Here is a 12,248-nt window from a genome sequence, read left to right as displayed (position 1 = left end):
GGCCTGATGATGGGAGACATCAGGACGAGCTATCGCCACCTCCGGCCAGATTCTTCTTGCTGCCGGACTTGAAATCCGTTTCGTACCAGCCACTGCCCGCCAGACGGAAACCGGCGGCGGATACCAGCTTTTCCAGCTGGTCCGTCTTGCATTCCGGACATTCCGTCAGCGGCGCGGCGCTGATCTTCTGCAACTTGTCCATCCGATGGCCACAGGCCTTGCAGTGGTATTCATAGATCGGCATGGTTTTTTCCTGACGATACTGGTCCCGAGCGCATGAATGCGAATCGCGGACCATGACAATGTTATGCCTTGCGGCGCCCTTGCATCAGACGTGCCGGAGACATCAATATGAGTGACATCTCAAGCACAGCTTCGGAACGCGTACAATAAGGCCAGTTGAACGTCTTTCAAGTCAAAGCGAAAGGGCCACATTATAGCGTGCTCGGCCCCTTGCGGGGCAACACCTCGATAGATTCCCGGCAATGCGCCGTCATGCCCGGCCAGGGTCAGGCCTCATTCACTGCCGCCCGGCCGTCTCACGTCATGAGGACACCGATGTCTGATCCCCAACTCGCATCTGCAACTCCCCCTACTGCTGCCGCTGGTTCTGGCCCGCAGGCCGTGATGCTCGACATGGCATCACTTGGCGACGGCCTTGACTTCAGCCGCCTGAAGGACCGGGTCAATGGGCTTGTCTGCCATGATGCCACGTTGCCCGAGCAGGTCGTGGAGCGTCTGGAGGGTGCCGAAATCGTGCTGGTCAACAAGGTACGCCTGGAGGCGCAGCATCTGGAGGCCCTGCCGACATTGAAGCTGATCGCCGTCATGGCCACCGGCACCAACAATATCGACATGGAAGCGGCAAGGGCGCAAGGCATACGCGTCATGAACGTCGCGGCCTATGGCACCGCCTCTGTCGCACAGCACACCTGGATGTTGATGCTGGCACTGGCCGGACAACTGCCTGGCTACCAGGGAGATGTCGCGAGCGGTGAATGGCAGCGCAGCAATACCTTCTGCCTGATGGGCCGCCCCACCCTGCAACTGGCCGGCAAGCATCTGGTGATCGTCGGCAAGGGAGAGCTGGGGACTGCCGTGGGCAGGTTGGCAGAGGCGTTCGACATGCGCGTCACCTTCGCCGCGCGCCCGGGCAGTGAGTCGACGTCTCAACGACCGAGCCTGAAACACCTCCTGCCTGAAGCGGACGTCATCAGCCTGCACTGCCCACTGACGCCTGAGACACACCATCTGATCGACGAGCAGGCCCTGGCGTTGCTGAAGCCCGGCGCCCTGCTCATCAACTGTGCACGCGGTGGCATCATCGATGAAGAGGCTGCACTTGCCGCCTTGAAGCGTGGGCACCTCGGTGGACTGGCCGTCGACAGCCTGCCGGAGGAACCGCCCCGGGAAGGCCATGCCCTGCTGACAGCGCTGGCTGACGGCCGCACGGCGTCTGAGGCCGGATGGAACCTCATCGTCACGCCCCACAATGCCTGGATCAGTCGTGAAGCGCGTCAGAACATACTCGATCTGAGTCTTGCCAATATCGAGGCCTATCTCGGCGAAAACGTCTGAGACATGGACGAGGGGGCTGCACTCCGATGCCCGCCCGCTGGCAGAGGCATGGATAGACACCAGAAGGGGCCAGATGCGCAAGGCATCTGGCCCCTTCTGGTGCCGGGATTGCCGCGTCATTCAAGAGGAGTGACGCGACATCGATGGCAGCTAGCCTGAGATCACTCTTGAGCTCGCTCAGCGCAGGTGGCTGGCGAATGAGGATCTGTCGATACGGATATGCATGCCAGCGGCCTTGACGGGGTGGCCTTCGGCATCCCACGTCACTACCCGCCCGCGCGAGATGAGCAATACCCAATCAATGGCATCCGCCGCCTGATCCTCGTCATGCCGACTCGCCGACGATGCCGCATGGCCCTCGCCGCCTTGCGGCTCGATGCCCGGTTCAACCGTTAGATCAGAATGCGCATTGCAGCCCATGCTTTCGATGTGCCGCAGATCCTCCTCTCCCGGGGCGCGCATGCGGTACTGACATTCGAAGGTATCGCCGAAGGTGGTGAACACGCGGTGACGCAGGACATGCACGGCTTCCAGGTCATCAGGATGGATCAGCCGATCAAAGTCCAGCTCGCGCATCACCAGCGGCTCACGCCCTGTCGCTCCCAGCATCCGCCACAGATTGGGGTGAATGTGGATGATGCGCCCGGGAATATCCATCTCCCACAGACTGTCGCCACTGGCTTCCAGGGAGTCGAGCAAGCGCCGCTCACTGGCCTGGAGTTCCTGCTGGGTCTGGCGCAGACGTCGGTACATCTCTTCCGCCGTATTATGGGCATCATCCAGCTCGACGATACCGCATTGCCCAGGAGACTCGATCTCCGCCCCCATGCCGATACGATGCAGGCGATCCCTGAGCTCTGCCAGCGGCACGGACAGATGGCGACTGATGTGGTGGGTGCGCCAGCTCATCAGCAGGAAGAAGCTCAGATAGAAGAGAATCAGGCCGCCCACCAGCGCCATGCCGACCAGTTGAAAATTGCGCCCGATCTCGGCGGTACGCGAGAAGACGGCCGACTCCTCCACCATGCTCAACATGATCCAGTCATTGCTGCTCAGACGCTCCCAGGCCACCTTGAAGGGCTCACCATTCACCAAGACGCTTGCAGAGCCACGACGCTGCCCGAGGATCTGCTCGGACAGGGTGGCGAAGACGGGATGCCTGGACAGCTCCATCTGCGCCGGCCGCAGCACGTCCTCCTCCTGGATAATGCTGACGTCCGGCTGCTCGACCGGTGCCAGAGAGAGCAAAGATTCGCCCCTCGACGGCACCGCCAGTGAGCGCCCCTTGGCATCGTAGAGCATCGCGAAGCCGCTCCAGGGCAGTTCCATGGCCAGAATCTGGTTGACGATGACATCCAGGGTCATGTCGATGCCTACCACACCGAGAAATTCGTCACCGTCGTAAAAAGGCGTGACGGCAGACGTCATCCAGCCATTGGCGGCGGGGTCCTGATAGAGATCCGTCCAGACGGTGTGGCGCTCGGGATTCATGGCCGGTGCGGCCAGGTAGAAGAAGGAGAAGTCTCGGCAATCGTGATCGGGGGGCAACAACTCGACGAGATCCACATAGGGATAGATTCGCACATAGCAGTTCGCCAGCGTCACGAAGGTCTGGATGACCGCGGGATGGGTCGAGACGATATTGCGCATCAGGGGGTCCACGGCCGTCATTCGCAATGCCAGTGGCACATCGATCTCGATATCAGGCAGCACGGCATGGAAGCCACTGGCCTGATCCCCTTCATCCCTCTGGCTGGCCCAGGCGCCACTGCGCTCGAATCCATGCCGAGCCGCTTGCTCCGCCCTGACGGGAGAAGCACTGTCGAGTCGAATCATGCGGGCCTGAGCCGCCATGCCGGTGGAGAGATCCTGTATATGTTCCAGCTGACGATTGAGGCTCTTGGCCTCGCGCAGCATGGCCAGATTCAACTCACTGCTCGACTGCGCCTGAAGGTAATTCAGGTTGGCATCACGTATCTCGTCGTTGGACAGGAAGTACACCGCTACCAGCGCCGTCTCTACCAGCAGCAACGGGATCATGGTACTGGTAAACAGCGCGCGCCAGACCCATTTCTTGATGGTGATGGGGGTACGTTGAATTCCCGGCATTGGCGGATTTCCTGATTCCTCCATAAGTGAATCGAGTATGCGCCTTCTCTTGCCTATAGGTGGACTTCGCGCTTCAACGCTCAAACATGTCCAAAAGGTCAGACCTTGGTGTCAGGACTGCGGACAGGCGGCCAAGGCTTTGCTAGGATGCTCGCCCCCAAGGAGGCTGCATGCTTTACAACTACGGTTCCATCAATATCGATCACGTCTACCGGGTCCCTCATCTGGTTCGCCCCGGTGAAACTCTGGCGAGTCACTCCTTCCGTCAGGTCTTGGGCGGCAAGGGGGCCAACCAGTCCCTCGCTCTGGCACGCGCAGGCGGAGATGTCACCCACTGGGGACGTCTCGGCAATGCCGACCGCTGGGCACTTGAGCCATTGGAGAGCGCCGGTGTCATCACGTCTCAGGTCGAACTGAGTGCCAGCGCCAGCGGTCACGCCATCATTCAGGTGGATGATCACGCCGAGAACAGCATCATCCTTTACCCTGGTGCCAATCATGGCTTCACCGACGAACACCTCTCCGAGCTGTTCTCCGGAGTCACCCAGGGCGATTGGCTGCTGCTTCAGAACGAGTGCAATGCGCTTGGCAAGGTCATCGAGATGGCGCATGCCAAGGGCATGAAGATCGCCTTCAACCCGGCGCCGATGGGTGCTGAAGTGCTGGATCTCCCGCTGGAGCATTGCCAGGTGCTGTTCTTGAACCGTGGCGAAGCGGCGCAACTGGTCGAGCTGGAAGAAAGCGCCCCGGTCGACACGCTGCTCAATGCCCTGCATGAGCGCCTGCCCGCCACCGAGGTGGTGCTGACTCTGGGCAGCGAGGGCGTCTGCTATCAGCTGGGCGAGCAGCGCATCCAACTGCCTGCCCATCGCGTGAAGGCGGTGGATACCACCGCTGCCGGCGATACCTTCATCGGCTATTACCTGGCCAGCCAGATCGATGGCATGAACATCGAAGACAGTCTGCGTCGCGCCAGCACGGCCTCCGCACTCTGTGTCAGTCGTGAAGGCGCCGCTCCCAGCATTCCGGGCAGCAGCGATGTCGCTGACGCCCTGGCTAAGTGGCCCCCCCTGGACGCATTGAGCAACTGAACGATCACCCCCTTGAACCGGACAGGTCTGAGCCTTTCCTGAGGGTGAGGCTCAGACCACGGCACGCTGATTGAGGTGCCGATGGCACCGGTTCATGGCTTTATCGGCAAGAGGACATCATGAAGACTCCCATCATCTTTGATACCGACCCGGGCGTTGATGACGCCCAGGCCATCGCCATCTGCCTGGCACATCCGGACATCGAATTCCTCGGCATGACGACCACCTTCGGCAACGTCACCATCGAGACCGCCACGTCCAATGCGTTGTTGCTGGGGGAGCTGGCGGGCCAGAATATCCCGGTCGCACAGGGTGCTGCCCAACCGCTGGTCAAGGACAAGTTCCCCGCACCGGCGCACATCCACGGCGCCAACGGCCTTGGCAACATGGATATCCCGGAGCCCAAGGGCAAGGCGTTGCCCATCAGTGCACCGCAGTTCATCGTCGAGCAGGTCAATGCGCGTCCGGGTGAGATCACCCTCGTCGCGGTAGGCCCGCTGGGCAACCTGGCAACCGCCCTGCAACTGGACCCGAGCATCATCACCAAGGTCAAGCAGGTGGTCGTGATGGGTGGCTCCATCCGTGAAGGCGGCAACGTCTCTCCGGTCGCGGAAGCCAATATCTTCAACGACCCGCATGCCGCCTCCAAGGTGCTCACGGCAGGCTGGCCGCTGACCATGGTCGGCCTGGATGCCACTCACCGCTGCGTGCTGTCCCCGGCACATGTCGAGCGCATCCGTGTCGCGCAAGGTGCCCTGGGCGAGGTGCTGTCCGGCAGCTATCAGTTCTACAAGGCCTTCTACCAGGAAGCTCGTGGCATCGATGGCTGCTGTCCGCACGACAGCTGTGCCCTGGCCTGGCTGATGAAGCCGGAGATGTTCACCGTCGAGCGTGGCCACCTGAGCGTCGAAGTCGAAGGGCTGGCGGAAGGCCAGACCCTGTTCGCGCCGCAAGGACGCGAGTTCCTCGGCAATCAATGGTCCCAGACGCCGTTGGTCGACGTCTGCGTCAATGCCAACGGTGAGCAGGTCGTCGAGTGGATCACAGACGTGCTGACCGCCAAGGCTTCCTGAGCCTTGTACTCCCGATATCTCGTGACGCACCGCGGGTCATGACGATACCGGCTGGCCCCCTGCAAGGCATGCCTTGCGGGGGGTAGCCAGTCTGCGTGATGCCTCGCCTTCTCTCCGCTTTCTATTGCCTCTCTCGTTTCTCTCGTCTTTTGCCTCTCCCACCTCGTCGATGACAGTGTTGTGGGTAGGATTGATATCTGTGCGGAGATACAAGGTAACGGTATAATAAAAGATGCTTGCAGACGCAGACAGATCGCACACTGCCAGGCCATGCTCAGCGTATGCGCGTTATCTGATAGGCTATCGGGGACGCACGACCTGCCACCCAGACGCAGTCTTCAGAATTCCATGGAGCGTTTCATGCCCTCATCGTCTCTCATGCCCGCCATGCGTGCACCGTCTCAGCTCTGCTCCGAGGGCTCGGCAGACAACGCCTGTCAGTATGACTGTCTCGTCTTCATCGGCCGCTTCCAACCCGTTCACCATGGTCATGTCGCGATCATGGAGGAGGCCCTGCGTCGTGCACGCCAGGTCATCGTCCTGGTGGGGTCTGCCTGGCAGGCGCGTTCCTTGCGCAACCCTTTCACCTTCGATGAACGCACCCGCATGATTCGCAGCTGTTTCGGGGAAGATGCCAATGCCCGACTGGAAATCGTGCCGCTGCTGGATGCTCTCTACAACGACGATGTCTGGGTGCGGGATGTGCAGCGCAAGGTGCGTGACATCGCACGCCCGCAGGCCAATCGCATGCCACGCATCGCCTTGATCGGGGCCACGCATGGCAATGACAATGCACGTTCCAGCTATTATCTGAGTCTGTTCCCGCAGTGGGAATCCGTGGCAGGGCCTTACCACGAGGGCATGGTGGCGAGTCATATCCGCGATGTGATCTTCAGCGAGCGGGCCAGAGTCGAGGACTGGCTGGACAACGAGGGACTGGAGTTGCTGCCCGGCAGCGTCGCAGAACATCTGCGCGGCTTTCTGGAGGAAACGGCATGGCAAGGTCTGGTCGAGGAGCGGCGACTGCTCGAGCAGTATCGCGCGGCATGGAGTGACGCGCCCTATCCTCCCCTGTTCATCACGGTCAATGCGGTCGTCGTGCAATCAGGGCATATCCTGCTGACCACCCGACGCGCGGCGCCTGGCAAGGGGCTTTACGCCTTGCCCGGGGGCTTCGTCCAGTCGCAGGAGCGCCTGCTGGACGCCTGCCTGCGCGAATTGAGAGAACGCGTGCGGCTCAAGGTGCCAGAGCCCGTCCTGCGCGGCTCACTGCGTGGGCAGCGTCTGTTCGATGAGCCTCATCGCAGCTGGCGCGGTCGCACGCTGGCAGAGGCCTTCTATTTCGCACTGCGCCCGGAGCAGCAGCTACCGAAACTGCGCAGCAGTGGCAAGGACAGCGAAGAGCAGGCCCGCTGGGTGGCACTGGCGGATCTGGAGCCTGACACCTTGTTCGAAGACCACTTCTTCATCATCCAGAACTTTCTGGGCTTGCATGCGGGGCAAAGCAGTTTCTGACTCGCCGATAGAGACAGCTTTGCCAGACACGACAACGGCAGGCCATTGGCCTGCCGTTGTCGTGTCTGGGTGTGGCCTCTCAGGCCTGAAGGAAATCTCGCGGCAGATTCATCAGCTGCTTCCACAGCTTGTCGATCCCCGGCTTGTGAACCAGTGAGCAACGATAGAGACGAATCTCCAGCGGAATATCCCAGGCGTCATTGCCGGCTCTCACCAGCTTGCCACTTTCCAGCTCATCCCGGATGCAGAAGTCCGGAATCCACGCCATCCCCACACCCTGCAACGCCATACCCTTGAGGCCCTCCGCCATCGCCATTTCATAGACGGTGCGCAGGCGAAGCCGCAATGGATCATTCTTGAGCAACATCTTCACGCTGCGCCCCAGGAACGCTCCCTGTGTATAGGAGAGCAAGGGAATCGCGTCCTGACTGGTTTCGCTCTGGCCGGTCAGCGGGAAGCGTGGTTCGCCGTTCTCCAGCGGCACGCAGACCGGCAGCATGTTGACCTTGGCCACCGAGAAGGAGGGGAATGCCTCTGCATCCAGCTGCATGCTGGCGTAAGGGTCGTAATACGCCAGCATCAGATCGCAGTTGCCCTCACGCAGGGCATGGATGGCATCGCCGACATTCATGGCGGAGAGCCGCGTCGGCAACTCCCCCAGCCCTTGCTGAAGGCGCGAGATCCACTTGGGGAAGAACGCCAGCGCCAGCGAGTGTGCCGCCGCGATGTCCAGCGTCTCGTTGGCCATCCCAAGCCCGCGTAGATGGGCCAGACATTCGGACAGCTGCTCGGTCAGGTTGCGCGCGGTCACCAGGAACAACTGCCCTTCCGGCGTCAGGCTGACAGGCGTGGTCGAACGATCCACCAGCGTGGTGCCCACGGCCTGCTCCAACGCGCGAATTCGACGGCTGAAGGCTGGTTGGGTCACATGTCTGAGGCGAGCCGAGGTGGAGAAGCTGCGCGTGTTGGACAACGCGACGAAATCTTCCAGCCATTTTGTTTCCAGGTTCACCCGAACTCCCATCGATATCGATCATGCCGGCAATATGCGTGAAAACCGGTCATGTAGCGCCTTGTCTCTGGCAGTGAGCTTCACGGGGGAGAATCACTACCTTCGTCGTATGCATTTGACGTATACGGCAGCGGCGATAGGCATTGGTCGTCGGGGCATCCTGCTGGTTACCCTTGTCCACCTCACCGCGCTTCAAGCGCAACAGTGTACTTCAGCCAGGAGTTCCGCCCAAGTGAACAGTGCCTCGGAAACCGCTCAGAACGCCATGCCATCCTCACAGCCCGACCTCAGCCATGCAGAGCAGGAGGCATTGGCAAACGGTTTCCGCCTCGAGAAGGATCTACTGGGACGCGAGCCGGTCCCGACAGAGGCCTATTACGGTGTCCAGACCCAGCGTGCACTCAACAACTTCCATCTGTCCGGCGTGCCGCTGTCCCACTTCCCGCGTCTGGTGGAAGGCCTGGCATTGGTCAAGGCCGCTGCCGCGGAAGCCAATCACGCGCTGGGCTATCTCGAGACACGTGAGCACGATGCCATTCAGCATGCCTGTGCACGCTTGATGAATGGCGATCATCACGATCAGTTCGTGGTCGACATGATCCAGGGGGGTGCCGGCACCTCGACCAACATGAATGCCAACGAGGTGATCGCCAACCTCGGGCTGGAATATCTTGGCTATCCGAAAGGGGATTACCAGCACCTGCACCCCAACAATCACGTCAACATGGCGCAGTCCACGAATGACGCCTATCCGACGGCCATTCGTGTCGGCCTGCTGCGCAGCCACTCGATGCTGGTGGATGCGCTGAGCGAACTGGCCAATGCCTTTGCCAGCAAGGCACTGGAATTCGATGATGTCGTCAAGATGGGGCGCACCCAGCTTCAGGATGCGGTGCCGATGACGCTGGGCCAGGAATTCCGCGCCTTCGCCAACACCCTGCGCGAAGATGTCGAGCGCATCGCCAACCTCAACGAGTTGCTCAAGGAAGTCAATCTGGGGGGCACGGCGATCGGCACCGGCATCAATGCCGATCCGCGCTACAGCGCCCTGGCCATCGAGGCATTGGCACGTCGTTCCGGCATCGACTTCCGTCCGGCGTCGGACCTGGTCGAAGCGACCAGCGACATGGGGGCCTTCGTGCTGTTCCACGGCATGCTCAAGCGCCTTGCGGTCAAGCTGTCCAAGATTTGCAATGACCTGCGTCTGCTGTCTTCCGGCCCGCGCACCGGCTTCAACGAGATCAACCTGCCGCCTCAGCAGCCGGGCAGCTCGATCATGCCGGGCAAGGTCAATCCGGTGATTCCGGAAGCCGTCAATCAGGTCGCCTTTGACGTGATCGGCAACGACACCGCGCTGACCATGGCGGCGGAAGCCGGTCAGTTGCAGCTCAACGTGATGGAGCCGCTGATCGCCTACAAGCTGCTGGATTCCATCCGCCAGCTGAGCCGTGCCATGACCATGCTCAAGAATCGCTGCGTGATCGGCATCACGGCCAATCGGGATCGCTGTGCGGAGCTGGTCAACAACTCCATCGGCCTGATCACCGCCCTCAACCCCTACATCGGCTATGACAACGCGACCCGCATCGCCAAGGAAGCCCTGGTCAGCGGTCGCAGCGTATTGGAGCTGGTGCGCGAGGAAGGCCTGCTGGATGAGGCGCGCCTTGAAGCACTGCTGTCGCCGCAGGCGATGACACGGCCGCGCCAGATGAAGGATTGAAGCTGCAGTAGCGTTCCGATGACTCATCACGGGTTATCCTTGCGACAAACCGTAACGTGGTCTGACGCGTAGTCTGAAATGACGAACGCCCCGCCCAGGCTTGAAACCTGAGCGGGGCGTTTGTCTGCAGGATAGCGGCAAGACAAGTCGCTTCTCTTGCCTCTTGCCTCTTGCCTCGCTTCTCTCCAGTGTCACGCTGCTATCTGGCCTGCCCTGCTGGATCCTGCCGAGTCGTCATGTTGACCCGAGGGTCACGCGGGTAGAAGCGCTCGGGCTGCGCTTCGACGTGGTCAAAGTGCTTGGTGTTCTTGTAGGGCATCTTCATGAAGCCCGACACCCCCAGTCCGGAAATCAGTGGTACGGCGGCCAGGATGACATCCAGAAGATGCGCGAAATCGGCTTCACGCCCGGGGTCGAGCAGACGGTAATAACTGTGGATCTTGAGATGATGCGGCAATGCCTCGAAGATCAGCATTCCGGTGTGATGGATCTGATTGAGTTCCGACAGCGCGTTCATGATCTGTTCCGGCAGGGCCAGAAACTCCTCAGGATCCGGACCATCCTCGAAATAGGAGTGCACACGTGATTCGTCCTCCAGCTCCGGAACGGCGCTGACTTCATAGGGAAAGCGGAGTGCCTCACGCCGAGGGGAGGCTTGCGGCAGCGTGAAGGCGTCCTCGGGGTCGTCGCGCTCCAGGTGCAAGGTATCACGCGCATTGAACAGACAGGCCTTGAACACCCCCTGTCGATAGATGGCACGCGCCAGCGCCACCATGTTGTTGACCGCTACCACGAAGGCGGCCTTGAGCGAGGGGTCATGCAGGTGCAGCGCCGTGTCCACGAAGATGCCCTGCGGCTCCCAGCGGATCGCCAGCCCCCCGACGATCGGATACTTCCCCAGCCGGCTCACTGCGGCCAGAAAGGCTTTCTCCGTATCTCCCATGCCCTGCATGAAGTTCTTGTAATAGCGATCCAGCTGGACGTCATTGACGGCATCCAGCGCATTGGCGTGGTCGCCGTCTTCGTGGTTGGCCTGCGCACTGTCCATGCCATCGATCTCGAAGGCTTCCCGCAGAAAGGATTTGCGCGAGGTATAGACGACGGTGTCGATGTCGCGGGCGGCAGGCCTCACCCAGACGGGAAGCAGAGAGGGTATCGGCGATGACGGCAGTTCCGGCATGACCAGACGAGCCATTCTTGGCATCTCGCGCAGGAAGTAGTCACCCGCCTGCATTCGCAGCATCGGGTCTTCCGCCAGCATGCCATCCAGCATGCGCGCGAACTCCCGTGGCAGTCCCAGCGCGGTTGCCGGGATGGCCCGCACGCCGAAGCGACACGACTGTCCTGACGCCAGTGCATAGAGTGTCGCGGCCACGCCTTGCTCATCGAAGCGAGGCGAGGACAGCGCGCCATTGAGCTGTTCCTCGCCGATGAAGTAGACATCGCCCAGTCGCGCGTTGGTCTGCTGCAGATCATCCGACATCAGCTGCATCACATTGGTCGTGAGGTATTGCATGTGCTCGTCGAGTTGCGCGAAGACGGCACTGCCCCAGTCGATCAATGCCACCTGCTCACGCTCGGCATCGAAGACCAGGTTGGACGGCTTGATATCCCCGTGCACCACCGCAGGCGTGCCGGGGCTTGCGGATGACCCACGCAGCGACTTGAGAATCCCGGCAAGCTGACTGGCGACCCTGACCACCAGACGCGGTGACATGCGGCCATGCTTGAGCGAGTACTCCTCGAGATTGATGCCCGGTGCGCGCTCCATGACCAGTATCGACTGACGGCGAACGCGCTGGTAACTGATCAGGCGCGGAATCAACGGATGCGCGACCTGGTCGAGCATGAAGGCCTCTTCCTCCAGACGGTCCTGCAACGCCTGAGGCAAGGTGACCCGCGTGAACTTGAAGACGTGCTCCTCTCGAATGGCCGTGCCTTCACCAGGGCGCCACCCGGCAAACACGAAGCCATAAGCCCCCTTGCCCACCAGATGGATTTCGCGATAGCCCAGCCCCTCGAGCTGGGCAATGCACAGTGCCACCCAGTCCTTGAGCTTCTTGGCATCATGATGCGAGAGCAGGTAGATGGACTGCTCTTCCGGGATATAGAACTGTTGCAGGCGCTCATGAGCGCGCGTGTCACTCATG

At 61.1% G+C, this 12,248-nt stretch carries 9 protein-coding genes; 5 read left to right on the top strand and 4 right to left on the bottom strand.

The features are described from left to right. Positions 1–19: 19 nt before the first annotated feature. Positions 20–244, bottom strand: coding sequence for an FmdB family zinc ribbon protein (locus HXS66_RS08375; RefSeq protein ID WP_136937831.1), 225 nt, complete (start codon positions 242–244; stop codon positions 20–22). A gap of 314 nt (positions 245–558) precedes the next feature. Here HXS66_RS08375 and HXS66_RS08370 point away from each other — a divergent pair, with 314 nt between their 5' ends. Next, positions 559–1,578 carry a D-2-hydroxyacid dehydrogenase gene (locus tag HXS66_RS08370; RefSeq protein ID WP_084208699.1) on the top strand — a complete coding sequence of 340 codons (1,020 nt, stop codon included), beginning with the start codon at positions 559–561 and terminating at the stop codon, positions 1,576–1,578. A gap of 177 nt (positions 1,579–1,755) precedes the next feature. Here HXS66_RS08370 and HXS66_RS08365 read toward each other — a convergent pair whose 3' ends face one another. Further along, complete coding sequence (locus HXS66_RS08365; RefSeq protein ID WP_176503289.1) at positions 1,756–3,687, bottom strand: hypothetical protein; 1,932 nt, start codon at positions 3,685–3,687, stop codon at positions 1,756–1,758. Between the two features lie 170 nt (positions 3,688–3,857). Between HXS66_RS08365 and HXS66_RS08360 the strand changes: the two genes are divergently transcribed. The 3 genes from HXS66_RS08360 (at position 3,858) to HXS66_RS08350 (ending at position 7,366) form a co-directional block, all read left to right on the top strand. Continuing rightward, complete coding sequence (locus HXS66_RS08360; RefSeq protein WP_077376521.1) at positions 3,858–4,778, top strand: ribokinase; 921 nt, start codon at positions 3,858–3,860, stop codon at positions 4,776–4,778. 119 nt (positions 4,779–4,897) lie between these two features. Continuing rightward, the gene (locus HXS66_RS08355; RefSeq protein ID WP_077376524.1) at positions 4,898–5,851 is read left to right on the top strand and encodes a nucleoside hydrolase; all 954 of its coding nucleotides are present in this window, start codon (positions 4,898–4,900) and stop codon (positions 5,849–5,851) included. A gap of 387 nt (positions 5,852–6,238) precedes the next feature. Beyond that, positions 6,239–7,366: a bifunctional nicotinamide-nucleotide adenylyltransferase/Nudix hydroxylase gene (locus HXS66_RS08350; protein WP_240499743.1), complete on the top strand. Its 1,128-nt coding sequence runs from the start codon at positions 6,239–6,241 to the stop codon at positions 7,364–7,366. Between the two features lie 79 nt (positions 7,367–7,445). Here the strand turns inward: HXS66_RS08350 and HXS66_RS08345 are convergent, their stop codons facing one another. Further along, positions 7,446–8,378 (bottom strand): LysR substrate-binding domain-containing protein, encoded by a 933-nt coding sequence (locus HXS66_RS08345; RefSeq protein WP_077377372.1) that lies wholly within the window; start codon positions 8,376–8,378, stop codon positions 7,446–7,448. A 265-nt stretch (positions 8,379–8,643) separates the two neighbouring features. On the opposite strand from HXS66_RS08345, the gene HXS66_RS08340 reads away from it, so the two are divergent. After that, positions 8,644–10,098, top strand: a complete 1,455-nt coding sequence (locus HXS66_RS08340; protein ID WP_077377375.1) for an aspartate ammonia-lyase — start codon at positions 8,644–8,646, stop codon at positions 10,096–10,098. 199 nt (positions 10,099–10,297) lie between these two features. Here the strand turns inward: HXS66_RS08340 and HXS66_RS08335 are convergent, their stop codons facing one another. Then, positions 10,298–12,247, bottom strand: coding sequence for a phosphotransferase (locus HXS66_RS08335; protein ID WP_176503288.1), 1,950 nt, complete (start codon positions 12,245–12,247; stop codon positions 10,298–10,300). Between the last annotated feature and the right edge of the window lies 1 nt (position 12,248).

This window comes from Cobetia sp. 5-11-6-3 (genome assembly GCF_013374055.1).
Lineage (GTDB): Bacteria > Pseudomonadota > Gammaproteobacteria > Pseudomonadales > Halomonadaceae > Cobetia > Cobetia marina.
Note: the sequence above shows the minus strand (reverse complement) of the source record. Positions and strands in the feature narration are given on the sequence as shown.